This window comes from Aquamicrobium defluvii, assembly GCF_004363725.1.
Classification (GTDB): domain Bacteria; phylum Pseudomonadota; class Alphaproteobacteria; order Rhizobiales; family Rhizobiaceae; genus Mesorhizobium; species Mesorhizobium defluvii.
Window position 1 is genome coordinate 61,297 of sequence record NZ_SNZF01000010.1, and the last position, 23,053, is coordinate 84,349.

The window sequence follows — 23,053 nt, forward strand, 5'->3', positions numbered from 1 at the left end:
ACTCGATTTAATGGGAGGAATTCACGATGGGTCCGTTTCCGTATGATGCGCCGCCGGCTGAAATAACCGCCGAGAACCCCGCCGGCACCGATGGTTTCGAATTCGTCGAGTTCGCGCATCCCGAACCGCAGAAGCTGGAAGACCTGTTCTCCCGCATGGGCTATGTCCCGGTCGCCCGCCACAGGACCAGAAACATCACGGTCTGGCGGCAGGGCGACATCAACTACGTGGTGAATGCAGAACCCGGCTCGCACGCGATGCGCTTCGTCGACGAACACGGCCCCTGTGCTGCGTCCATGGCATGGCGGGTGGTCGATGCGCGGCATGCTTTCGAGCATGCCGTATCGAAAGGCGCGACGCCTTACGAAGGCGACGACAAGGCGCTGGATGCCCCGGCTATCTTGGGCATTGGCGGCTCACTGCTTTATTTCGTCGACAGATATGGCGAGAAGGGCTCGGCCTACGATACGGAGTTCGAATGGCTGGGCGAGCGGAATCCGAAACCGCAGGGTGTCGGATTCTACTATCTCGATCACCTCACCCACAATGTCTATCGCGGCAATATGGACAAGTGGTGGGACTTCTACCGCGAACTGTTCGGTTTCAGGCAGATTCACTTCTTCGACATTGACGGGCGCATTACCGGGCTGGTCTCCCGGGCGATCACGTCGCCCTGCGGCAAGATCAGAATCCCGCTCAACGAGTCCAAGGACGAGACAAGCCAGATCGCGGAATATCTGCGCAAGTACAAGGGCGAAGGCATACAGCACATCGCCGTCGGCACGGACGACATCTATGACGCCACCGACAGCCTGGCCGCCAAAGGGCTGAAATTCATGCCCGGCCCGCCGGATACCTATTACGAAATGTCGCACGGGCGCGTGAACGGTCATGACGAGCCGGTCGACCGGATGAAGAAGCACGGCATCCTGATCGACGGCGAAGGCGTGGTGAACGGCGGAACGACCCGCATCCTGCTGCAGATATTCTCGAAGACCGTCATCGGCCCGATCTTCTTCGAATTCATACAGCGCAAGGGCGACGAAGGGTTTGGCGAGGGCAATTTCCGCGCCCTGTTCGAATCGATCGAGGAAGACCAGATCCGGCGCGGCGTTATCCGCGTGGCCTGAAAGCATAAAGCCGGGAGAGCATGACAAATGCCGTCCCGGCCTCATGCAGGCCGGCGATGATCCGGGGCCGGGCGAGAGCTCGCGCCTCTTCAGGTCAGAAACTGCCTCTGACACCGACGCCGAACATGCTCGGCGGGGTTATGGCTGCCTCGAGACCGCCAATGCCCCGGTTGGTCTGCATATATGTCGGCGCGCGTTCGTCGAAGATGTTCCTGACGTATCCATAGACCTGGAAAGCATCGGTGAACTGGTAGCTTACGCGCGCGTCGGCCACCGTATAGGAGCCGACAGCCAGGGCGGGCGTGTTGGCGACATCGGAATAGTAGCCGTCCGTGTGGCGGACCTGACCGGAAATGGTCAGCTTCTCCGTCGCATCCCAGCTTGCTCCCAGGCTCAGCATGTAACCGGGTGACTTTGTGAACTCGTTGCCTTCGTACGAGGTTCTGGTATTGATAGATATCTCGTCGATCCTGGTGCGCAGGATGCCTGCGCTCGCCTTGATGGTGAGGTTGTCGAGAACAAGATAATCCGCGCCGATCTCCACGCCGTAGGAATGCGCCTTGTCAGCATTAATCGTGTAGGATGAGTATACAGGTTCCGGAAGGCTCGTATCTACCTCCGCAGAGACGTTGTACTGCGCATTCTTGAAGTCCATGTAGAAGAGGTTGCCGCTCAGCGTTAGCCTGTTATCGAGCAAGCTGGCGCGCGTGAACAGTTCATAGTTCCAGATGGTCTCATCCTTGAAGTCGCGCCAGGTGGGTACGGCGGGCGCCACGGCGGAGAAATCCAGCGATACGCCGCCCGGATTGTAGCCGCGGCTGACCAGAGCGCCGACATTCCACTCCGGGGTGACGGCATAGGTCAGGGAAAGCTTGGGCAGCAGCGCCGAGAATGTCTTGTCGAAATCCACCGGTTGTGCCGCGAAGGTGGAAACGCCGGCACGCTGGATGCGGTCGTGCTGATAGCGCAGGCCACCTGTCAGCGTCCACTGGTCCGCCATTTTCCATGTCAGTTCGCTGAAGAGACCAAGATTGTCCTTGGTGTCGTCGAAAGTCGATGTGCCGCGAAGGTCGAGGGTCTCGTCCGTGCTCACATGCGCGTAGTAGAGGCCGGCGACGCCGCTGATCACGTCGCCCTGCTCGCCGAAGGTGACGCGGGCCTCATTGGAGAAGTTCGTCTGTTCGACGTCGGCCGCTCCGATGCCTGCGGCGGGCATTTTACGGTGTACGGATGAGTCCGAATACTGCGTCTGATTGAAGATCTTGTAGCCGTTGCCGAAATCGTAGCTGACGTCGAGAATGCCGGTATGCGTGTCCTGCTTCCAGGTCGGCATGGTCGTCGCAAGGCTGTTGAGTTCATCGAACGGCACATAGGCCGATTCCTGCGTCGGCCTGTTCGTCCTGTTGAGCGAATAGGTGAGCTTCGCCTCGAACCCGGGAAATTCGGACGGCTGCCAGAGCAGTTTGCCCCGCGCATTCAGCGCCTTGAAATCGAGGTCGGTTCCCGTGTCGCTATAGGCAGGATTTATGTAGTCGATGAATGTATCGCGTCCCGAATAGTCCACGGCGATGCGGCCGGCGAGCTCGTTCCCGACCAGCGGGCCGGAGAGCATGAAGGACGCGCGCTTCTGGTCGTAGTTGCCGATCTCGGCCTGATAGGCGCCTTCGCGGGTGAAGGTCGGGTCCCTGGTGTTGACGATGATCGCGCCGGCGATGGCATTTGCGCCCTGCGACGTGGTCTGGGGTCCGCGGAACACCTCGATCGAATCCACGTCCCAGACCGACGTCGCGCCGAAGTAGGATTCGTTGTAGTTCAGATAGTGTCCGTCGACATTGACGGTGGCGCGCGGCACCGTGCCCGCGAAGAAGGCGCCCGCGCCGGTGTTGGGCCCCTGCCCGTCCAGACCGCGGATCACCGGAATGCCGACCGTCTCGGTATAGGTCACGTTCGGCACGTCCGAAACGACCTCGGTGACGGTTGCGTTGCGGGTCTTTTCCTTCTCGATTTCCTTTCCCGTCCTGATGGCGACGGAGGAAGCGGTGTCCTTCAGCTCTCGCGAGACCTTTTCACCTGTGACGGTGATGACGTCGAGCATGATGGCGTTGCCCGCAGACGACGCTTCCTGTGCGCGCGCCGGCCCCGCAGCCAGCAGGGACAAGATGGAAAGCGCACTGGCGCTGCGCAGCAACGATGCGGCAAGCTTGGTCGGCATGAGACCCCCGATCCCGGACAAAACGCTGGCTGGGGCACGAACCGTGGCTGGCGATGTGAATGATGAATTCCACAACGCATAGCGCGTTCCGCATGTCAACAAAGTGTGCGGCCTGCCCGTGGGGCGGGGACACTCGAACGTGTTACTGTTGCGGAGCGGCCACGGATCGCCAGCCACGGATTGATTGCATGGAGGAACCGGCCTAACCTTGTTTCATCCAGCCGTGTGGGAGGTCCAGCCGGTTGAAGCCGGCGGTTTTCATTTTTGAACAATGGTCGCGATGATCGTCCAGTTTGCCATTTTCAGGCTTTCCAGATCAGGCCGGGGCTCCGGTCGTGAAGCCTGAGAAATTCGTCGAAGCGGAGAATGGCAGGGCGAAGCGCTCCACCACGATACAGTCGATTTCCATCGCCGCCCGTTTCCTGGATATCCTCGCGAAATCGGAGGGGGCCATGGCGCTCGGGGAACTGGCCCGACGTGCCGGAACCGGCACTTCGACCGCTCACCGCTACATGCAAAGTCTGGTGCTGGAAGGGCTGGTTGCGCAGGACAGGACGACCGGACGCTACGATCTCGGCCCGGCGGCACTCCATATCGGCATCGGTGCGCTGCGGCGCATAGAGCCGGTCGAGGTGGCCGCACGGCTGATGAAATCGCTGGCCGCGCGCATCGCCGCAAGCTGTGGCGTCGCGATCTGGACCGAACGCGGGCCCACCATCGTGCGCTGGTATCGCAGTTCCGATTTCATGGTCAGCACCGTGTCGCTGGGCGACGTGCTGCCGCTCGACAACACCGCCACCGGGCTGGTTTTCCAGGCATTTCTGCCGGCCGAACGAATCGAGGCCGCGCGCCGCATGCAGCCGTCTTCGTTTCGGGGAAAGCCTCCGGGGGCCGATGTTCTGGAGGAGGTGCGCCGCGAGGGGGGTGCCGGTCTGAAGGAGCATCTTTTCTCGCTGCTCACCGGCAAGGCGGCGCCCGTCTTCGACGCCCAGAACGAGATCGCCTGCGTGGTGACGACGGTCTCGTTCATCGAAACGGCGCAGGTGCAGGATCATCGCGCCGCGCTTTTCGAGGCTGCACGGCAGGCTTCGCGGGAAGCGGGCTGCGCCTGAATTCCTGCGCTCAGGACATGCGCAGGTGCGCGCGCAGCGTCGTGCCTTCATATTCGGTGCGGAACAGGCCGCGCGCAGCCAGCGCAGGCACCATCTCTTCGAGGAACAGATCGAGCGATCCGGTCGAGCCGCCCGGCAGGGCGATGAACCCGTCCATGGCCCCGGCCCCGAACCATTCCACGATATCGGCAATCACGTCCCCCACCGTGCCGACCGATACCCAATGCGCGGAGCCGACCACCTCGGGCCGCGCCAGCAGTTCCTCGACGGTGGGGCTGTTGGCCTCGATGAAGCGCCGCAGCAGATCGGCATGGGTGCGGCTGCGCACCGGCGCATCCGGCACGGGCAGCATGTCGGGCGTAACCCGGCTTGCGGGGCCAAGCCGGGAGATGTCCAGGCCAAGCACCGTCCTCACCGACTCAACCCGGCGCTCATGGTTAAGATGGGTGTGGGCGCGGCGGTGCAGTTCCCACGCTTCCTCGCGCGTCGGCGCGAGGAAAAAATAGAGCCCCGGCAGCACCCGTATATCATCCGCCCTGCGGCCGAGGCGTTCCGCTCTCGCCCTCAGGTCGGACCGCAGATCGATGCCGGCCGCCATGTCGGGAGCCGAAGCGAAGGTGGCATCCGCCACCGAGGCGGCGAACTCGCGCCCGATGTCGGAAGCGCCCGCCTGAAAGATGGGCGGCGGGCCGCTTTCATGGCCGCGTACATTGAGCGGGCCTTTCACGCTGAAGAACTCGCCGGCATGGTCGATGGGGTGGGCCTGCGGCAGGCCGTCCGCTCCGGACGGCGGGTAGCTCTGCCACAGGCGTCGAACCACATCGGTAAATTCGGCCGCCTTGCGGTATCTCGCCTCAGGCGGCGGCATCGGCGCATCGCCGAAATTCTCGGCCCCTTCGATCGAGGTGACGATATTCCACCCGGCGCGCCCTTGTGACAGCCAGTGCAGCGACTGGATCTGCCGCGCGACGATGTAGGGCGGGTTGAATGTCGTGGAGTGGGTGGCGACGAGCCCGATGCGTTGCGTTTCGCGGGCGATTGCCGCAAGCAGGATGTTCGGCTCGAGGCCGGGTCCGCCCTGCCCTCCGGCCATAGCCGGATTGAACGCCAGATAATCCACCTTGAAGGCGAAATCGAGTTTTGCCTGCTCTGCCCTTTTGGCCAGATCGATATAGAAAGAGGCCGGATCGTGCGGCGACGGCAGTTCGTCGGGTTCGGCGCGACGGCCCTTCAGCCATGTCGGGGTGAGGCAAAAGCCGATATGAAGCTGCCGTGTTCCGCTCATGTGGCGGTCTCCGCCCTGTTCGTGCCGTTCATCCCATGCCGCCCTTTCGGCACGATCATCGGCGTTCCCGAAACGGGGTCGGGTATGATCATGCAGGCAAGGCCGAAGACCTGCTCCACCAGACGCTCGCTGACGATGCCGGAAGGCGCGCCCTGTGCGACGATCGCGCCTTCCCTCACCGCAACGAGATGCGATGCATAGCGGCAGGCATGGTTGAGGTCATGCAGCACCGCGACGACGGTGCGGCCCTGACGGTTGAGATCGGCCAGAAGGTCGAGCAGTTCGATCTGGTGGGCGATGTCCAGGAAGGTGGTCGGCTCGTCGAGCAGCAGGATCGGTGTTTCCTGCGCCAGAACCATGGCGATCCACACCCGCTGGCGCTGGCCGCCAGACAGTTCGTCGACGAGGCGGTCGGCCAGTTCCGTCACCCGTGTCGCCTCCATGGCCGAGGCGACCGCCGCCTCGTCCGCCTGCGACCACTGCCGCAGGAACGACTGGTGAGGGTAGCGGCCCCGCGCGACCAGATCGGCGACGGTAATGCCATCCGGCGCTATGGAGCTTTGCGGCAGCAGGCCCAGCCGCCGCGCAACCTCTCTCGCCGGCAGATCGCCTATGCTGCTGCCATCGAGCACCACCCGGCCGGAAGCCGGCTGCAAGAGGCGCGACAGGGCGCGCAGCAGGGTGGACTTGCCGCAGGCATTCGGCCCGACGATGACGGTGAAGGAACCATCCGGAATGGCGACGGTCAGATCGGTCGAGATCGTACGCTGGTCATAACGCAGCGTCACGGATTCGACGTAGAGGCGTTGCGTCATCCCGGAGCCAGTTGTTTTTTTCATTTCCTCAGCACAGCCGAATAGCGGCGCGGATTGCGGTTGTCACCACCGCAACATGCGCCGGCCTTCCAAACAGTATTGCAATGCGGAATGCAATCCGTAATGTGGAACAATCAACTCAACTTTTCAGGAGCAAGCCTGGCAAGGCGACCCGGATGCTCCCGGAAACTTCACTTTTCAGGATTTCGATCCCGGCTCCGGCCTCCCTGTCGGACACGATCAAGAAAGCGCGCCATGAACGCCACATCGAAAGATATCGTCGAAGATCCCAACGATCGCCTTGAGCAGGACGATCACATGCGCGGTATGGAGCATACCGAAATGACGGTGGGAAAGGTCGAACGGCCTTTCCCGTCCGTTACGCGGGTAACGGCGCGCATCGCACCGGCCGATCCGGCCCCGTGGCGTCTGCCCAATCTTGCCATCCGGATCGAGGTGGAGGCCCCCGAAGGGCAGCGTCCGATATCGCGCATCTATACGATACGCTCGTTCGACGAGGCGCGCGGCACGGTCGAGGTCGATTTCGTCATGCACGAGGACGAGAGCCCGGCCATGCGCTGGCTCGCTCAGGCAGGCAAGGACACGGTTGTCACGCTGACAGGACCCCGCCCGCACTACCTGCCCGCCTGGGAGGCAGGGCGGAAGGTGGCCGTGTTCGCCGACGAGACCGCAATTCCCGCCGTCTACTCCATCCTGCAGAACTGGCAGGCTGGCGTAGGGGGTGTGGTCCACATCGAAACGGCAGACCGCGCCGCATTCGAGGAACTTCCGCAGGTCGCTGGCGTCACGCTCCATCTGTGGCTGCGCGCGCCGGGCGAGGCGCCCGGCACCACCGGCAGGCTGGTCGCGGCGGCCAAAGCGCTGCCAGAGCCGGATCGCTGGACGATCTGGGCGGCCGGCGAGCGGCAGGAGACGCGCGCCATTCGCCGCCATTTCACCGAAGCCTGCGGATTGCCAAAGGAGAATGTGCGCGCGGCCGGCTACTGGAGACGCGGCGTCAGCAGTTCGGAATTGGACCGGCTGCGTCTGAGGCACTATGAGGATGTGATTTCCAGAGGCGGCGGCCTGCGCGATTTCGAGGACCTCGACGTCCAGATCTGAACAGTGCAACAGCAACGACGCCTCATGCCGAAGGACCGCCTCGTGAACGCAGACATGACCACCGCAAAGATGCTCCTCGCCGCGACGGCTTTCGCTGCCGCCCTGTCGCTTTCCGCGCCTGTCGCTCATGCGCAGGAAGACGGCTGGCCCCGCACGGTCAGGCATGAGGCGGGGGAACTGACGCTCCCCGCCCGGCCTGTCCGGATCGTGTCGACTGCTCCAAGTCTCACCGGCATCCTGCTCGCCATGGACGCTCCGCTGGTTGCGACCGCAGCTACCACGCCCAGCGTCATGACCGACGACAAGGGGTTCTTCTCGCAATGGGCCGGTGTCGCCGACGAACGCGGCGTCGAGGTGCTTTACAGGAACCTGAGCTTCGACATCGAGGCCGTGATCGGCTGGGAGCCGGACCTGCTGATCGCATCCTCCTCGGGCGCCGACACCGTGCTTCAGCACTATGGCGAGCTTGAGGCGCAGGGCATTCCGACCTTGGTCGTGAACTATTCCAACCAGAGCTGGCAGGACATGGCCATCAGGATCGGGGAAGCCGCCGGACTTGAGAAAGAGGCTCTCGCGGCCATAGAGCGCTTCGACGCCCATACTGCCGGGGTGGCCGCCTCGCTCAGGAAGGACAAGGGCACGGCAAGCATCGTCGGCTACAATATCGGCGCCAGCTACTCGATCGGCCGGCCCGAAAGTCCACAGGCGCGGCTGCTCTCCTCCCTGGGCTTCGAGGTTCAGGGGATGCCGCAGGCACAGTCTGGCGATGTGACGCGCCGCTCCGATTTCGACTTCATCTCGCGCGAAAACCTGTCGGCTGCCATTACCGGCGATACGGTTTTCCTGTTGCGCGGCACGGATGCCGATGTGGAAGCCTTTCTTGCCGATCCGGTCCTCGCCAATCTGCCGGCGGTCAGGAACAGGCGCGTCTATCCGCTGGGGCCAACCTCCTTCCGCATCGATTACTATTCGGGGCTGGAGATGGCCGATGCCGTGGCCCGGCATTTTCGCTGAAGCCGCGACATAGATGACATTTTCGCCCGCACCAGCGACACTGCGCCGGCGACGGAGCCGCAGGCTGGGGCTGCTTGCCGGCTGCGGCGTGCTGTTGCTTGCCGTGCTCGCCAGCCTTGCCATCGGCTCGCGTCCCGTTCCGCTTGCGGATGCCTTCGATGCGCTGTTGACCTTCGATCCGGGCAACGACCTGCATCTGGTCGTGCGGGAACTGCGGGTTCCGCGCACCATCGTCGCGCTGCTTGCCGGCCTTGCCTTAGGCGTTGCGGGGGCCGTGATGCAGGCAGTCACCCGAAACCCGCTGGCCGAGCCCGGCCTGCTCGGCATCAATGCGGGCGCGGCCGTCGCCGTCGCGCTGGGCGTCCTGGTATTCAACCTGACCTCGATGGCACAATATGTGTGGCTGGCCTTCCTGGGGGCCGGCCTTGCGGGAACGGCGGTCTTCATTCTGGGGCAGGCTCATGAAACGGGAACCAATCCGGTGCGTCTCGTGCTGGCCGGCGCGGGGCTCTCCGTCATGCTGGCCTCGGTCACCGGCATGATCATTCTCAACGCCCCTGTCACGGTACTCGACGATTTCCGCAACTGGGCTGCCGGTTCGGTCGAGGGGCGTGGCTACGATGTTGCCGGTGTTCTCGCGATTTCCGTGACGGCGGGGCTTGTCGCGGCCTTTTCCATCGCCGGAAACCTCAATGCGCTCGCGCTTGGCGATGATCTGGGGCAGGCCCTCGGTGTCAGCCGCCGCCGGACCTGGGTCCTTGCCTGCCTGTCGGTGATGCTTCTGGCCGGCTCGGCAACGGCGGGGGCAGGTCCTATCGGTTTCGTCGGACTGGTGGCGCCGCAGATCGCACGCGCCGTCACGGGGCCGGACTATCGCCTTATACTGCCTTGCTCGGCCCTGTTCGCCGCAATCCTGCTGCTTGGGGCCGATGTCATCGGGCGCATGATCCTGCCGCCGGCCGAGATTGCGGCGGGCATCGTGGCGGCCCTCATCGGGGGACCGGTGTTCGTCATGATCGTGCGCCGTTTCAGGCTGGCCCGCCTATGAGCGTCCCGACGTTTCCAGCCCTGCGGATCGGATCGCTGTCGCTGCGCTGGCGGCCACGGACGGTGCTGGTCTGCGCCATGCTTGCATTCGCCGCCATTGCGCTCGGCATCGTCCTGCTCGGCACCGGCACGCTGGCCTTCACGCCCGCCGAGGTTCTGGGCAGCCTGCTGGGAAATGGCGACAATGCGACAGCCGAACGCGTCATCCGGCGCGTTCGCTTGCCACGCCTTGCCACGGCGCTCTTCGTCGGTGCCTCGCTCGGCATGGCCGGGTCGATCTTCCAGTCGATCTCGCGCAACGCGCTGGGTTCGCCGGATGTGATCGGCTTCACCACCGGCGCGGCAACGGGGGCGATCGTGCAGATCATCCTGTTCAATGCCGGGCCTCTGGAAACCTCGCTGGCGGCCGTCGCCGCGGGACTGGCAACCGCTGTGATCGTGTTCCTGCTGTCGATGAAATCCGGCGCCACCGGCGGCTACCGGCTGGTTCTGGTCGGCATCGGGGTCGGCGCGATCCTGTCTGGCTTCAACACGGTGCTTCTGGTCATGGGCGATCTCGATCAGGCGATGTCGGCGCAGATCTGGCTCGCCGGATCGCTGAACACGCGGACATGGGCGCATGCCGTGCCCGCGGCGCTCGGCTTTGCCGTCATCCTGCCGGTGGCCATCCTGCACGCGCGCCGCATCGACCTGCTCGAGATGGGTGACGACGCAGCCCGCCAGCTCGGCGTCCCCATAGAGCGCACGCGTCTCGTCATGGTGCTTGCCGCTGTGGCGCTGACGGCCATCGCGACCGCCGCCGCCGGGCCGATCGCATTCGTCGCCCTGGCCGCGCCCCAGCTTGCAAGGCGGCTGACCGCCTCGTCGCAGGTGCCGCTCGTCTCCGGTGCGATCATGGGGATCGTGCTTCTGCTGGGCGCCGACCTGCTCAGCCAGCGCCTGCCGCTCAACGTCAACATGCCCATCGGCCTGACGACGGGGCTGCTTGGCGGGCTCTACCTGCTGTGGCTGCTGGGGCGCAGCCGCAAGGTCTGATACCGGCGCGGATCAGCCCAGTGCGACGCCGTGAATGGTCTGGCGGTCGAAATTCGCGCCGCACAGCAGCACCACGCTGGTCTGCCCGGCACAGCGCTCCGCCACCTTCGTGAAGCCGGCCATGGCAAGGGCCGCCGAGCCTTCGACCAGCATGTTCTCGTCCTGCGCCATGACGCGCAGCGCCGCCGCGATCTCGTCCTCGGAGCAGGCCACGACCTCGTCCACCACGGCCGTGGCCATCGGCAGGGTCAGTGTGTCGTCGTCGATGCCGCCTGCGACGGCATCGGCCAGCGTGTCGAGATGCTCGCATTCGACCACGCGCCCTGCTGCCATCGACAGCGCCAATGCCTGCGAATTGATGGCCGCCACGCCCCAGACGCGGGTACGCGGGCTGAAGGATTTGAGCACCGCGCCGATGCCGCTGATCAGGCCGCCGCCGCCCATGGCGATGAAGACGTTGTCCACGCCGGCGCATTGTTCGAGCAGCTCGATGCCGATCGTGCCCTGGCCGGCAATGACTTCTGCGTCATTATAGGGCGAGATGTAGCGCCAGCCCTTTCCGGCTGCGAGTTTTTGCGCGTGCAGTTCGGCAAGGCCGGTCTCGGCGCCGTGCAGGATCACCTCGACGCCGTAGGAGCGGATCTTTTCAAGCTTGGAAGGAACGACGGATTCGGGCAGCACCACGACCAGATCCTGACCCAGCGAGCGAGCCGCCAGCGACGCGCCGATGCCGTGATTGCCGGACGAGGCGGTAACCAGCTTCTGGCCGGGTTCGGCCGCGGTCATGACCGAGGCAGCGCCGCGGATCTTGAACGAGCCGGTAAGCTGGAAGTTCTCCGCCTTGAACAGAAGGCGGGTGCCCTCGGGGCCGCAGCTGCCGCGCGCCGGGATCAGCGGGGTGCGATAGACGTGGTCGCGGATGCGGGCGCGCGCCTGCATGGATCGCGCCGCCGAGGCGAAAACGATGTCGGTCATTTCGATGGTCCTTCAGTGTGTCCGCGGCCCGATCTGACGGAGGAATTCGCGGGTGCGGTTGTGTTGCGGATGATCGAAGAAGGCGTCGGGAGCTGCCTCCTCGAGGATCACGCCGCCATCCATGAACACGATGCGGTCGGCCACGTTGCGGGCGAAGCCCATTTCGTGGGTCACGACGATCATGGTCAGCCCTTCGCGCGAGAGGGCGGTCATCACGTCCAGCACCTCCTGCACCATTTCGGGGTCGAGCGCCGATGTCGGCTCGTCGAACAGCATCACCTTCGGCTTCATGCACAGGGCGCGCGCAATGGCCACGCGCTGCTGCTGCCCGCCCGACAATTCGCGCGGATAAGCCTTCGCCCTGGCGCCGAGCTGCATGCGCTCCAGCATGGCCATGGCCTGCGCCTCGGCCTCGGAACGCGGCGCCCTGCGCACCCGGCGCATGGCCAGCGTCAGATTGTCGAGCACGTTCATGTGCGGGAAGAGATTGAACTGCTGGAACACCATGCCGACATCGCCGCCGAGATCCAGCACGTTGGAGCAATCCGCCTTCAGCACGTGCCCGGCGATCTCGATGTCGCCGGCGCTGCGCTGTTCCAGCCCGTTGATGCAACGCACCAGCGTCGACTTGCCCGAGCCGGAAGGGCCGCACAGCACGATGCGCTCGCCCTTTTCGACATCCAGGCTGATGCCGTCCAGCACCTTGGTCGGGCCGTAATATTTGACGAGGTTGCGGACCTTGATCATGCGCTGGCCTCCGGTGCGGGGGTGCGTGTGCCGGTTATGCCGTAGCGGCGTTCGAGCAGGCGGAAAAGGAAGGTGAAGGCGAAGCCGATGGCGAGATAGAGAATGCCGGCGGTGATGAACACCTCGAACGGCGCGAAGGTGCGAGCGGTAAACGCCCGCGCCACGCCGGTGATCTCCATGATGGTGATGGCGCTGGCCAGCGACGAGGATTTCAGCACCAGGATGATCTCGTTGCCGATATTGGGCAGCAGCTCCCGGTAGACCTGCGGCAGGAGCACGTCGGTGAAGCGATGGCGGCGCGATATGCCGAGCGAGATGCAGGCTTCGGTCTGGCCCTTCGGCACGCGCTTCAGCGCGCCTGCCACCACCTCTGCCATATAGGCGGCCGAATTCAGGGCAATGGCGATGATGCCGCAATAGAGCGGCTCGCGCAGGATCGGCCACAGGATGCTGTTGCGCACCGCCGGAATCTGGCCGAGCCCGTAGTAGATGATGAACAGCTGCACCAGAAGCGGGCTGCCGCGGATGAGGAACGTGTAGGTGGCGGCCGGCCAGCGCAGCAGCGGCGAGTTCGCCTGCCGGGCAAGGCCGAGCGGAAGCGCGAGGATCTGGCCGAGGACGAAGGAGCAGATCGTTATGATCAGGGTGAGCTGCAGGCCCTGCAGGACGATCGGCGTGGCCTTGATGAAAATATCCGGCGACATCTTCTACCTGCCTCTCGCCGCGCGCCGGTCGGCGGCGCCGATGATCAGTGTCGAAACGCCGGTGATGGCGACATAGAGGGCGCCGACCGTCAGGTAGAACGTCATCGGCGAATGCGTCGCGCCGGCGGCGATCACGCCCTTGCGCATCAGCTCTTCCAGCCCGATGATGGACACCAGCGCGCTTTCCTTCAGGATCACCAGCCACTGGTTTCCAAGGCCCGGCACGGCATAGGCCAGCATCTGCGGCAGCACCACGTCACGGAAGGCGGTCATGCGGCTGAGGCCGAGGCTGGTCGCGGCTTCCCACTGGCCCTGCGGAACAGTCAGCAGCGCGCCGCGCAGGATCTCTGTCAGATAGGCGCCCGCCACCACCGACAGGGCGCAAATGCCGGCCGTCAGCGCATTGACCTCGACATAGGTGCCGAAGGCGCCGCTCAAAAGCACGGTGCCGCCGTAGAACACCAGAAAGATGATCAGAAGCTCCGGCAGGCCGCGCACCACGGTGACGTAGCCTGAGATGAACCATCTGAGCGGCCGCGGGCCAAAATTCCAGCCGAAGACCGCGACGATGGCGATCAGCAGGCCGATCACGAAGCTGCCGGCGGCGACCTGCAAGGTAACCAGAAGTCCCTGAAGAAGGTGCGGCAGATAGGTGAGGATGGCGGACATCGGCGCTCCTGCCCCGTGCCTGCGCCGCCTTTGCAGACGGCGCGGGCAGCAAGGATTACTTGGCCTTGTAGGACAGGTCGTAGCCGAACCACTTGTTGGACAGCTCGGCGATCTTGCCGTCCGCAAGCATGGAGGCGACGGCTTCGTCGACGCGCTTCTTCAGGTCGTCGCTGCCCTTGCGCATGGCGATGGCGGTGCCGTTGCCGAACTCGGCATAGTCGGCGCTCGACAGCAGCGGGCCGGTCAGGGAGAGCTGACCTTCACGCGCTTCCATGAGCTGCTCCCAGACCGACTGTTCGAGCAGTCCGGCGTCGATGCGGCCGGCATTCAGATCGTCGGCGATCTGTTCGTTGCGCTCGTAAAGGCGCGGCTCGGACTTCGGCAGGTGCGCACGCACGACCGCTTCATGGGTCGAGCCGGTCTGCACGCCGATGACCTTGCCTTCCAATGCGGCTTCGAGATCCTCGCGCTTCTCGGTCTTGGCCAGATCGCTGCCGGCGGCAACGGCGAAGCGGTAGGGCGGCTCGGCATAGGCGTTGGAGAAGTCGACCTGTTCGGCGCGCTCCTCGGTGATCGACATGCCGGAGATGACCATGTCGAACTTGCCGACCTGAAGGGCGGGGAGCAGACCGTCGAACGCCTGGTTGGCGACGTTGCATTCGGCTTCGATGCGCTTGCAGACTTCGTCGATCACGTCGCGGTCGAAGCCGATGACGTCGCCGGCCTCATTGACCGATTCCCATGGCGGGAAGTCGGCGCTGGTGCCGACACGCAGCGTGTCCGCCATCGCGGTTCCGGCCAGAAGGCAGGCGAGAAGGGAAGAAAGGGCAAGCGTCTTCATGATCTGGTTCCTGTTGAAACGTCGGTCAGTCCCGACTGTTCTGCTTCACCGTGGCCCGTTCCAGAACGGTCCGGGCCATGGCGATGTCCTGTGTGGCTACGCCGGTCAGGTCGGCGATGGTGATGTCTTCGTCCGAGCGGCGTCCCTGAAGGGTTCCTGCTAATACGCCGCCGAGTTCGATGCAATCGTCGGAGCCGATCAAACCGGCAGAGCGGGCATGCGAAAACTCGCCATGTCCGAGGCTCTGGGTCTTCATGTCGGCCACCCGGACGTCGGCACGGGCGACAAGCACGGTCTCCAGTTCCTGCTTGCCGGGGCCGTCGGCCCCCATGGCGGTGATGTGGGTGCCGGGCCGCACCCAGTCCGACCTGACCAGCGGTTCGGTCGATGGGGTGGTGGTGATTATGATGTCGGCTTCGCGGCAGGCGGCTTCGAGGTCCGGCGCAACCGAGGCGTCAAGCCCGTCCCGCTTCAGCTCGGCAACGATTGCTTCCGTCTTTTCGCCCGAACGGCCCCAGATGCGGAAGGAAAGCGGCTGGCCTGCAAGCGCGGCAAGAGCGCGGCTCTGGTAGCGCGCCTGTATGCCGCTGCCGACGATCAGCACGTCGGCTGCATCGGCGCGCGCTAGCGCCAGCGTGGCCACCGCGCCGCCAATGCCTGTGCGCAGGTCGGTCAGGTAGCCCTCGTCGTTGAGGATGGCACGCACTTCGCCGGTCTCGGCCGAAATGGCAAGGATGATGCCGGTGGAGGATGGCAGGCCCCTGGCCGGGTTATCGTAGAAGCCGGCAGCGATCTTCACCGCAAAGATCGGGTCGCCGGCGATGTGGCCGTATTTGATGTGGCAATCGCCATTGGCGGCAGGGAAAGCGATGTGGCCGACCGGGGGAACGTTGCCGCGCCCGTCAACGATGGCGACATAGGCGTCGCGGACGGCGGCGACGGTCCCTTCATCGACCGTGACGAGGTGTTCGATTTCGGCGCGCGAAAGCTGGATCATGACAGTCCCGGATGATTGAAAAAAATCGGCCCCTGCAGAGCCACGCCTCCCTTGTCGCTATTCCTAGCGAAAATTAGACACGTTTGTCCATGATAAATTTTTTAGTCCATTATTCTGACCCGGACAGGGCAAGCTCTGCCGAGCGCGCCAGAAGCATGGCTGCGGGCAGGATGATGTCGTCGTTGAAGTCGTAGAGCGGCTGGTGCAGGCCGGCATCCGGCTGGAGCGGCCCGTTGCCGATCCACGCATAGGCACCCGGCGCATGGACGAGAAAATCGCCGAAATCGTCGCCCGCCATGCTGGGGCGCGTATCGCCGGGTGCGAGCGTGAGCCCGGTCGTGCGGGCCGCCTGGCGCATGATGTCGCGTTCTGCCACCGTGTTGACCACTGGCGGGCACAGGAATTCATCGAATGTCACCTCGCTGCGGCAGCCGGCGATGGCAGCGGCAGCTGCGGCCACGCTGTCGACACGGGCGCGCAGCAGTTGCAGCGTTTCCGTGCGATAGGCGCGCAGCGTTCCGGTCAGGCGCGCTTCCTGCGGGATGATGTTCTGCGCATGGCCCGCCTGAAACGAGCCGACCGTCGCCACCGCGCTCTCATGCGGATCGACGGCGCGCGCGACAGCCTGCTGGATGCCGGTCATGAAATGGCCGCCGGCAAGGATCGGGTCGCCCGCCATATGCGGCATGGCCCCGTGCGCGCCCTCCCCCTTAAAGGTTGCGGTGAACTCGCTTGTGCCCGCCATCACCGGGCCGTCATGCACCACCACCTCCCCGGCGGGGAGGCCCGGCCAGTTGTGCAGGCCGAAAAAGCGCTGCACGGGAAAGCGGTCGAGCAGGCCCTCCGCAACCATCTCGCGCGCGCCGCCGTAGCGCTCCTCGGCGGGCTGGAAGACGAGGTGAACCGTGCCGGCGAAGTTGCGTGTGCGTGCCAGATGCATGCCGGCTGCGAGCAATATCGTCATGTGGCCGTCATGGCCGCAGGCGTGCATCTTGCCGGGCTGCTTCGAAGCATGGGGCAGTTGCGACAGTTCGGTGATTTCCAGTGCGTCCATGTCGGCGCGCAGGGCCACCGCGGGCCCCTCGCCCTGCCCTTTCACCGTGGCGACGATGCCATGGCCGCCGATGTTCGCCTCGAACGGAATGCCTTCCTCGCGCAGCCTGTCCGCCACATAGGAAGCGGTCCACGCCTCCTCGCGCGCGATCTCCGGATGCGCGTGGAGCGCGTGGCGGATGGCGACCAGTTTCTCGCGGTCTGCGGCAAGCGGATGAGGCACGACTACGGCTCCGGATATACTTTTCAGTCCAGATTGCATATGCTAGTACAACTTCCAAGTCGATGGCGTCACCTTATGCCAGCGCCGCGCACCGCGTGCCGGCCACAACACCGTTGCAGATGAGAGACATGCCGCAAACGCTTGAGCCCGCTGCCTCGTCTCCCGCCCAGCTTGCTCCCTATCACCCGGTCTGCGACGCCATTGCGCTTCTGCTGCAGCCGCATGCCGAGGTGGTGTTGCACGATCTTGGCACCGAAACGGTCGTCTACATCGCCAACAATTTTTCCCGTCGTTCGCTGGGCGAGCCATCGCTGCTGCATGAAATCGACTTCCGCCCGGACGATCATCTGATCGGCCCCTACGAGAAGGTGAACTGGGATGGAAGGCGGCTGAAATCCGTCAGCGCCGTGCTGCGCTCGCCGGAAGGACGAGCGGTCGGCGTACTGTGCATCAACATGGATGTCTCGCACATCCATGCCGCCATCGACGTGCTTTCCTCGCTGGCGAAGGTGGCCACGGATCAGGAAAAGCCCGCCGCCCTGTTCAGGGAAGACTGGCACGAGCGCATCAACGAATATGTGAACGGCTGGACGCACCGCAACGGCGTCGCCATCGCCGATCTCACCCGGAGCCAGAAGCAGCAGCTGGTGCGCGAGCTGGCGCAGGACGGGGCGTTCAGCGGCAAGCACGCCGCCGCCTACATATCGCGCGTGCTGCAAATGGGCCGCGCCACCGTGTACAACTATCTGCGGGCCGGGCGGGACTGACACGCATCACGGCAGGAGTATCGCGCGTTCCGGTCTGCGATTGTCGGGCGGGGTATCACCGGCGGCGGACTTGGACTAATGTTGCCCTTCACATATCGAAAAGGATGAGGTGAATTTCAGACCCGGCTGGCCAGATTGCCGGCCACATTGGAAGAGTAGTCCGCGCACATTCGGGAGGAGAAAGTGAGCAGAACTGCGGTCGTCCAGCATGCGCAGCGCATTCATGCCGCCATCGAATCCGACGAGGCGGCCCGGTCGGCCCTGGTTGCTTCCTGGCGCAGGTCCTCGACCCTTTACCATCTCGATCCTGCCGAAGGACAGCCGCCCAGCCGCCTGACCGATTCCGAACTTCGACAGGCGCGCCAGCGCATCGAACCGCTGATCCGCGCCTCGCAGGCCAGCCTCGACCGGCTTTACAGCGCGGTCGGCGGCATTGGCTGCTGCGTGCTTCTGGCAGACCGCGACGGCGTACCGGTCGAACGGCGCGGCGCGCCAGCCGACGACCGACTGTTCAACGACTGGGGCCTGTGGACGGGCTCGGTGTGGAGCGAGGAGGCGGAAGGCACCAATGGCATCGGCACCTGCCTGGTCGAGCAGCGGGCGCTCACCATCCACCGCGACCAGCACTTCCACACACGCAACACGCTGTTGTCCTGCACAACGGCGCCGATCTACGACCATGAGGGCAATCTCGCCGCGGCCCTCGATGTCTCGTCCTGCCGGGCCGACCTCACCGAGGGCTTCGTCAACCTGATCTCGATCGCGGTCGGCGACGCCGTGCGCAAGATCGAGGCCGAGAACTTCCGCTTGGCCTTTCCGCGCGCCCGCATCGTGCTGGCGCCGGGCGGCGAACGCGCGCCAAATGCACTGGTGGCGGTGGACAGCGACGATCTTGTGATCGGCGCCACGCGCTCTGCCCGCCAGATTCTGGGCATCACCCGCGAGGCGCTGCAAAAACCCCTTCCCGCCTCGGACCTGCTGGGCATCGGCAACGCTGCCACCAGCGATCTCGCGCAGGCGGAACGGGCGGTGCTTCAGCGCGCCGTGATGAAGGCGGGCGGCAATGTGTCCGCCGCCGCGCAGGACCTTGGCATCTCCCGCGCGACGCTGCATCGCAAGCTCGCAAGATTCGGAATCCGGCGCGTGAGGTAGTATCATGCGCCTCGTCGCGGGAAGTGTCTCATTCCCGCGACAGGTTACCCGGCCGGCGCGCCCCGGCCCGATGACAGCAGGACTGTCCTGCGCCACCTTTCATCCATGCGCTGCCTGTCGCAGCGTCGGTTTTTCGGGAGGAAAGACGATGAACAAGGTTGAAATTTCGCGCACCGCCACGGTTCCATTCGCAAAGCGCTACGACAACTACATCGGCCGCCGCTGGGCGCCGCCGAAATCCGGCAAGTATTTCGAGAATATCTCGCCCATAACCGGTCAGGCTATCGGCGAGATCGCCCGGTCGGATGCAGCCGACGTCGAGGCGGCGCTCGACGCCGCCCACAAGGCCAAGGATGCATGGGGCAGGACGGCACCCGCCGAACGTGCCTTCATCCTCAACCGCATTGCCGACCGCATGGAGGAAAACCTCGATCGTCTCGCACTCGCCGAGACATGGGACAACGGCAAGCCGATCCGCGAGACCACGGCCGCCGACGTGCCGCTCGCCATCGACCACTTCCGCTATTTCGCCGGGGTGCTGCGCGCCCAGGAAGGGTCCATCTCGCAGATCGACAACGACACCATAGCCTATCATTTCCATGAGCCGCTGGGCGTGGTGGGCCAGATCATCCCATGGAATTTCCCGTTGCTGATGGCCTGCTGGAAGCTCGCACCGGCGCTCGCCGCCGGCAACTGCGTGGTTCTGAAACCTGCCGAGCAGACGCCGGCCTCGATCATGTTCTGGGTCGACCTGATCGGCGACCTGCTGCCCGAAGGCGTGCTCAACATCGTCAACGGCTTCGGCCTCGAAGCCGGCAAGCCGCTGGCCTCCAGCCCGCGCATCGCCAAGATCGCCTTCACCGGTGAGACGACCACCGGCCGGCTGATCATGCAATACGCCTCGCAGAATCTGATCCCGGTGACGCTGGAACTGGGCGGCAAGAGCCCCAACATCTTCTTCGAGGACGTTGGCGCGGCGGATGACGACTTCCTCGACAAGGCGATCGAAGGCTTCGTGATGTTCGCGCTCAACCAGGGTGAGGTCTGCACCTGCCCGAGCCGAGCCCTGATCCACGAGAAGCTCTACGACCGTTTCATGGAGCGGGCGCTGAAGCGCGTCGGGGCGATCGTGCAGGGCAATCCGCTCGATCCCGCCACCATGATCGGCGCCCAGGCGTCGAGCGAGCAGCTTGAAAAGATCCTGTCCTATCTCGACATCGGCCGGCAGGAAGGCGCCGAGGTGCTGATCGGCGGCGAGCGCAACGTGCTCGAGGGCGAACTGGCCGGCGGCTACTATGTGAAGCCGACCGTGTTCAAGGGCCACAACAAGATGCGTGTCTTCCAGGAGGAGATCTTCGGGCCGGTCGTTTCCGTCACCACCTTCAAGGATGACGACGAGGCGCTGTCGATCGCCAACGACACGCTCTATGGTCTCGGTGCCGGAATCTGGAGCCGCGATGCCAACCGGCTCTACCGCTTCGGCCGCGCCATCCAGGCCGGTCGCGTGTGGACCAACTGCTACCATGCCTATCCGGCCCATGCGGCCTTCGGCGGTTACAAGCAGTCCGGTATCGGGCGCGAGACGCACAAGATGATGCTCGATCACTATCAGCAGACCAAGAACATGCTGGTCAGCTACAGCCCGAAGAAGCTCGGCTTCTTCTGATCGCTGCAACGCCGGAGCGCGGGAAATCCTTCCCGCGCTCCGCATCGCATCAATCCCGCCGGCAGCACATGCCGGACTGACGGTTACAGGAAGGCCGAAACCATGACCGAGCGCCTTTCCCTCGACAAGGTTTCCGCGACGCCGGAAGCTGTAGAGTTCCTGAACGAAATCATCGCCGATCATGGGCCGGTGCTGTTCCACCAGTCAGGTGGCTGTTGCGACGGCTCGTCACCCATGTGCTACAAGCGCTCCGAATTCATCGTCGGCGATCAGGACGTGCTGCTTGGCATGATCGGCGATACGCCCGTCTACATCAGCGCCTCGCAATATGAGGCTTGGAAGCACACCGATCTGATCATCGACGTGGTGCCGGGCCGGGGCGGCATGTTCTCGCTCGACAATGGCCGTGAGAAGCGTTTTCTCACCCGTTCGACCGTGTGTGCCGTGCCGGGCTGAAGGCTTCAGTATTCACATAGCGGATCGTCATGCGCCTTGCGGCGCATGACGATCCGTGCGTCGGGATTGCGCCCTCAGGCCCAGCAGGAAGCCGTGCGCTTGTGGAACATCTCGCGGAACTGTTCCGTCGATTTCGGCAAGAGCGTGCCCTTGTCCCAGTCGAGGATCACCGCATAGCGCCGGACCGCATCGAGCGCATTGATCCGGCCCTCACGGAACATGGCGGCCACCTCCTCCGGCGCGGTTTCCAGCCAGCCGGTGCGCTCGGCCCGGATGCGTTCGCGCTCCTTTTTCGTCGCTTCGGCATCGATCTCATATTCGCAGATTTCGGGATCGACCGGGGTGATGACCACCCCGTAGTCCAGTGCGGCGCGCTCCACCGAGACATAGTCATCGATGACGTCCTGAAGCACACGCTCGGGGTCGCGCTCCAGCGGATCGCCGAAGCCCCCGCCGCCTGCGGTGGGGCGGCCGAACTCGTCATCCTGCCCGATGGAGACATTGGAGAAGACCGAGCCCAGCCATTCGGGCTTGTCCGAGCCATGGCGGCGCAGTGTCAGGCCGTGCGGCATGGATGGCAGGCCGCCTTCGATGCCCCACACCACGGCGCGTTCGCGGTCGCAGATGTAGGAGATCACCGTGTTCTCGGCCTCCAGCATGACGGAGGTCTTCTGCACGCCGGTACCGCCGCGCCATTTGCCGGGGCCTGCGGAATCCGTCAGCACCTCGAAGCGCGTGGTCATCATCGGGTTGGCGCGCTCCTGGCCCTCCACCGGCTGCGCCATCAGCCCGGTGCCGAAGCAGGCGGTGGTGACGTTGCAGCCGTCGCGGCCATTGCGCCCTCCCCAGCCGCCCGGCAGCCAGTCGTAGAACATGAAGATCGGCTTTTCGGGACTGCGCGCGTCGCGGCCGCCGGTCAGCAGATATTCGAGGTTGAAGGCGCAGGCGATGGCGCGCTCGGGCAGGATCTTCGACCACATCTCGTAGATGGCGTTCATGATCTTCTCGAACGGCATCAGGAAGCCGGTCACCGCCACCGGCCATCTGGCGTCGACGATGGAGCCTTCCGGCGCCACGATGTCGAACAGGCGGTAGAAGCCGCTGTTCAGCGGCAGGTCGGGGAAGAAGGTCTTCATGCCCGCCGCCACCGCCGAGAAGGTCGAGCCGAAGGCGGAATTGTAGATCGAGCCGATGGTGGCATGAGAACCGCTGAAATCGTAGCTGACGCGGTCGCCCCTGATGGTCAGCTTCACTTTGATCGGTATCAGCCCTTCCTCGCCGGCCGGGTCCTGATCGATGAAGTCCTGCGTTTCCCACTCGCCGTCCGGCAGGGCTTCGATGCGCTGGCGCATGGCGCGCTCGACATAATCCTGCACGGCGGCCATGCCGAGCTTTATGGTGTCGACGCCATACTTGGCGACAAGGCGCAGGATTTCGCGTTCGCACACCTGCGTGGCCTGCGCCTGCGCGTGGATATCGCCGATGATCGAGGCCGGATCGCGGGTATTGGAAGCGATCAGCCGGACGACGTCCTCGCAGAAGCGGCCCTTGTCGAACAGGCGCACGGGCGTGATGCGCATGCCTTCCTTGAACATGTCGGTAGCGCTGACATCGAAGGAGCCGGGAACCGAGCCGCCGAGGTCGGACCAGTGACCGTTCGACTGTGAAAAAGCGATCACTTCGCCTTCGTGGAAGATCGGCCGGATCAGGCGCACGTCGTTGAAATGCGTGCCGCCGGCATAGGGGTCGTTGATCGCATAGACGTCGCCCGGATGCATGTCGCCGGCAAAGGCGCGGATCACTTCCTTGCAGGTGAAGTGCAGCGTGCCGACATGCACGGCGATGTCCTGGTTGCCCTGCGCCACGCAGTTGCCTTCGGCGTCATGCAGCGCGCTGGAGAAGTCGCGGTTGTAGATGACGAACGAATAGCAGGTGCGCAGGATCTGCTCCGCCATCTGGTCGACGGAAGTGATGAAGGAGTTCTTCAGCACCTCGAAGGTGACGGGATCGAGAGTTGGCCTGGTCAGCATC

General features: G+C 64.5%; 21 protein-coding genes. 10 read left to right on the forward strand and 11 right to left on the reverse strand.

What is annotated here, in order from left to right; translation table 11 throughout:
• Nucleotides 1-26: 26 nt before the first annotated feature.
• A complete protein-coding gene (gene hppD / locus DES43_RS09465; protein ID WP_133675043.1) occupies nt 27-1,130 on the forward strand; it encodes a 4-hydroxyphenylpyruvate dioxygenase in 1,104 nt (367 codons plus the stop codon).
• A gap of 94 nt (nt 1,131-1,224) precedes the next feature.
• Here hppD and DES43_RS09470 read toward each other — a convergent pair whose 3' ends face one another.
• Nucleotides 1,225-3,342, reverse strand: a complete 2,118-nt coding sequence (locus tag DES43_RS09470; protein ID WP_035027663.1) for a TonB-dependent receptor — start codon at nt 3,340-3,342, stop codon at nt 1,225-1,227.
• A 335-nt stretch (nt 3,343-3,677) separates the two neighbouring features.
• On the opposite strand from DES43_RS09470, the gene DES43_RS09475 reads away from it, so the two are divergent.
• Complete coding sequence (locus DES43_RS09475) at nt 3,678-4,454, forward strand: IclR family transcriptional regulator (RefSeq protein WP_035027666.1); 777 nt, start codon at nt 3,678-3,680, stop codon at nt 4,452-4,454.
• A gap of 10 nt (nt 4,455-4,464) precedes the next feature.
• On the opposite strand, the gene DES43_RS09480 is transcribed toward DES43_RS09475, so the two are convergent.
• Together DES43_RS09480 and DES43_RS09485 are read right to left on the reverse strand one after the other, a co-directional pair.
• Nucleotides 4,465-5,739 (reverse strand): NtaA/DmoA family FMN-dependent monooxygenase, encoded by a 1,275-nt coding sequence (locus DES43_RS09480; RefSeq protein WP_035027669.1) that lies wholly within the window; start codon nt 5,737-5,739, stop codon nt 4,465-4,467.
• Nucleotides 5,736-6,554 (reverse strand): ABC transporter ATP-binding protein, encoded by an 819-nt coding sequence (locus tag DES43_RS09485; RefSeq protein ID WP_035027672.1) that lies wholly within the window; start codon nt 6,552-6,554, stop codon nt 5,736-5,738. Before DES43_RS09485 ends, DES43_RS09480 begins: the two co-directional genes overlap by 4 nt.
• Before the next feature lie 255 nt (nt 6,555-6,809).
• Between DES43_RS09485 and DES43_RS09490 the strand changes: the two genes are divergently transcribed.
• From DES43_RS09490 to DES43_RS09505, 4 genes are read left to right on the forward strand one after another with little or no spacing between them, the layout of a single operon-like run.
• Nucleotides 6,810-7,676 (forward strand): siderophore-interacting protein, encoded by an 867-nt coding sequence (locus tag DES43_RS09490; RefSeq protein ID WP_035027675.1) that lies wholly within the window; start codon nt 6,810-6,812, stop codon nt 7,674-7,676.
• Nucleotides 7,677-7,718: 42 nt separating this feature from the next.
• Nucleotides 7,719-8,690 (forward strand): Fe2+-enterobactin ABC transporter substrate-binding protein, encoded by a 972-nt coding sequence (gene fepB / locus DES43_RS09495; RefSeq protein ID WP_245264728.1) that lies wholly within the window; start codon nt 7,719-7,721, stop codon nt 8,688-8,690.
• A gap of 13 nt (nt 8,691-8,703) precedes the next feature.
• Entirely contained in the window at nt 8,704-9,738 is a 1,035-nt protein-coding gene (locus DES43_RS09500) for a FecCD family ABC transporter permease (RefSeq protein ID WP_035027677.1), read from the forward strand.
• A complete protein-coding gene (locus tag DES43_RS09505) occupies nt 9,735-10,772 on the forward strand; it encodes a FecCD family ABC transporter permease (RefSeq protein ID WP_035027680.1) in 1,038 nt (345 codons plus the stop codon). The genes DES43_RS09500 and DES43_RS09505 overlap by 4 nt, the downstream gene beginning before the upstream one ends.
• A gap of 12 nt (nt 10,773-10,784) precedes the next feature.
• On the opposite strand, the gene DES43_RS09510 is transcribed toward DES43_RS09505, so the two are convergent.
• From DES43_RS09510 to DES43_RS09540, 7 genes are all read right to left on the reverse strand, one after another.
• Nucleotides 10,785-11,747, reverse strand: a complete 963-nt coding sequence (locus DES43_RS09510) for a threonine ammonia-lyase (RefSeq protein ID WP_035027682.1) — start codon at nt 11,745-11,747, stop codon at nt 10,785-10,787.
• 12 nt (nt 11,748-11,759) lie between these two features.
• Complete coding sequence (locus tag DES43_RS09515) at nt 11,760-12,494, reverse strand: amino acid ABC transporter ATP-binding protein (protein ID WP_035027685.1); 735 nt, start codon at nt 12,492-12,494, stop codon at nt 11,760-11,762.
• Complete coding sequence (locus DES43_RS09520) at nt 12,491-13,198, reverse strand: ABC transporter permease (protein ID WP_035027688.1); 708 nt, start codon at nt 13,196-13,198, stop codon at nt 12,491-12,493. Before DES43_RS09520 ends, DES43_RS09515 begins: the two co-directional genes overlap by 4 nt.
• Nucleotides 13,199-13,201: 3 nt before the next feature.
• Entirely contained in the window at nt 13,202-13,867 is a 666-nt protein-coding gene (locus DES43_RS09525) for an ABC transporter permease (RefSeq protein WP_035027691.1), read from the reverse strand.
• A 55-nt stretch (nt 13,868-13,922) separates the two neighbouring features.
• The gene (locus DES43_RS09530) at nt 13,923-14,708 is read right to left on the reverse strand and encodes a transporter substrate-binding domain-containing protein (protein ID WP_035027694.1); all 786 of its coding nucleotides are present in this window, start codon (nt 14,706-14,708) and stop codon (nt 13,923-13,925) included.
• A 25-nt stretch (nt 14,709-14,733) separates the two neighbouring features.
• Complete coding sequence (locus DES43_RS09535; protein ID WP_035027697.1) at nt 14,734-15,705, reverse strand: ornithine cyclodeaminase family protein; 972 nt, start codon at nt 15,703-15,705, stop codon at nt 14,734-14,736.
• A 109-nt stretch (nt 15,706-15,814) separates the two neighbouring features.
• The gene (locus tag DES43_RS09540; protein WP_035027700.1) at nt 15,815-16,981 is read right to left on the reverse strand and encodes an amidohydrolase; all 1,167 of its coding nucleotides are present in this window, start codon (nt 16,979-16,981) and stop codon (nt 15,815-15,817) included.
• 128 nt (nt 16,982-17,109) lie between these two features.
• Here DES43_RS09540 and DES43_RS09545 point away from each other — a divergent pair, with 128 nt between their 5' ends.
• The 4 genes from DES43_RS09545 (at nt 17,110) to DES43_RS09560 (ending at nt 21,022) form a co-directional block, all read left to right on the forward strand.
• Nucleotides 17,110-17,748, forward strand: coding sequence for a helix-turn-helix transcriptional regulator (locus DES43_RS09545; protein ID WP_035027703.1), 639 nt, complete (start codon nt 17,110-17,112; stop codon nt 17,746-17,748).
• 183 nt (nt 17,749-17,931) lie between these two features.
• Complete coding sequence (locus DES43_RS09550) at nt 17,932-18,900, forward strand: GAF domain-containing protein (protein WP_035027706.1); 969 nt, start codon at nt 17,932-17,934, stop codon at nt 18,898-18,900.
• 148 nt (nt 18,901-19,048) lie between these two features.
• A complete protein-coding gene (gene adh, locus DES43_RS09555; RefSeq protein ID WP_035027708.1) occupies nt 19,049-20,566 on the forward strand; it encodes an aldehyde dehydrogenase in 1,518 nt (505 codons plus the stop codon).
• 102 nt (nt 20,567-20,668) lie between these two features.
• The gene (locus tag DES43_RS09560; protein ID WP_035027711.1) at nt 20,669-21,022 is read left to right on the forward strand and encodes a DUF779 domain-containing protein; all 354 of its coding nucleotides are present in this window, start codon (nt 20,669-20,671) and stop codon (nt 21,020-21,022) included.
• 74 nt (nt 21,023-21,096) lie between these two features.
• On the opposite strand, the gene DES43_RS09565 is transcribed toward DES43_RS09560, so the two are convergent.
• Complete coding sequence (locus tag DES43_RS09565) at nt 21,097-23,052, reverse strand: hydantoinase B/oxoprolinase family protein (RefSeq protein ID WP_035027713.1); 1,956 nt, start codon at nt 23,050-23,052, stop codon at nt 21,097-21,099.
• Between the last annotated feature and the right edge of the window lies 1 nt (nt 23,053).

Bases quoted from the DNA above. Each gene is read 5' to 3' on its own strand.
- hppD (WP_133675043.1), top strand. From the start codon at position 27: ATGGGTCCGTTTCCGTATGATGCGCCGCCGGCTGAAATAACCGCCGAG.
- DES43_RS09470 (WP_035027663.1), bottom strand. From the start codon at position 3,342: ATGCCGACCAAGCTTGCCGCATCGTTGCTGCGCAGCGCCAGTGCGCTT.
- DES43_RS09480 (WP_035027669.1), bottom strand. From the start codon at position 5,739: ATGAGCGGAACACGGCAGCTTCATATCGGCTTTTGCCTCACCCCGACA.
- DES43_RS09485 (WP_035027672.1), bottom strand. From the start codon at position 6,554: ATGACGCAACGCCTCTACGTCGAATCCGTGACGCTGCGTTATGACCAG.
- DES43_RS09490 (WP_035027675.1), top strand. From the start codon at position 6,810: ATGAACGCCACATCGAAAGATATCGTCGAAGATCCCAACGATCGCCTT.
- DES43_RS09500 (WP_035027677.1), top strand. From the start codon at position 8,704: ATGACATTTTCGCCCGCACCAGCGACACTGCGCCGGCGACGGAGCCGC.
- DES43_RS09505 (WP_035027680.1), top strand. From the start codon at position 9,735: ATGAGCGTCCCGACGTTTCCAGCCCTGCGGATCGGATCGCTGTCGCTG.
- DES43_RS09510 (WP_035027682.1), bottom strand. From the start codon at position 11,747: ATGACCGACATCGTTTTCGCCTCGGCGGCGCGATCCATGCAGGCGCGC.
- DES43_RS09515 (WP_035027685.1), bottom strand. From the start codon at position 12,494: ATGATCAAGGTCCGCAACCTCGTCAAATATTACGGCCCGACCAAGGTG.
- DES43_RS09520 (WP_035027688.1), bottom strand. From the start codon at position 13,198: ATGTCGCCGGATATTTTCATCAAGGCCACGCCGATCGTCCTGCAGGGC.
- DES43_RS09525 (WP_035027691.1), bottom strand. From the start codon at position 13,867: ATGTCCGCCATCCTCACCTATCTGCCGCACCTTCTTCAGGGACTTCTG.
- DES43_RS09530 (WP_035027694.1), bottom strand. From the start codon at position 14,708: ATGAAGACGCTTGCCCTTTCTTCCCTTCTCGCCTGCCTTCTGGCCGGA.
- DES43_RS09535 (WP_035027697.1), bottom strand. From the start codon at position 15,705: ATGATCCAGCTTTCGCGCGCCGAAATCGAACACCTCGTCACGGTCGAT.
- DES43_RS09545 (WP_035027703.1), top strand. From the start codon at position 17,110: ATGCCGCAAACGCTTGAGCCCGCTGCCTCGTCTCCCGCCCAGCTTGCT.
- adh (WP_035027708.1), top strand. From the start codon at position 19,049: ATGAACAAGGTTGAAATTTCGCGCACCGCCACGGTTCCATTCGCAAAG.
- DES43_RS09560 (WP_035027711.1), top strand. From the start codon at position 20,669: ATGACCGAGCGCCTTTCCCTCGACAAGGTTTCCGCGACGCCGGAAGCT.
- DES43_RS09565 (WP_035027713.1), bottom strand. From the start codon at position 23,052: ATGCTGACCAGGCCAACTCTCGATCCCGTCACCTTCGAGGTGCTGAAG.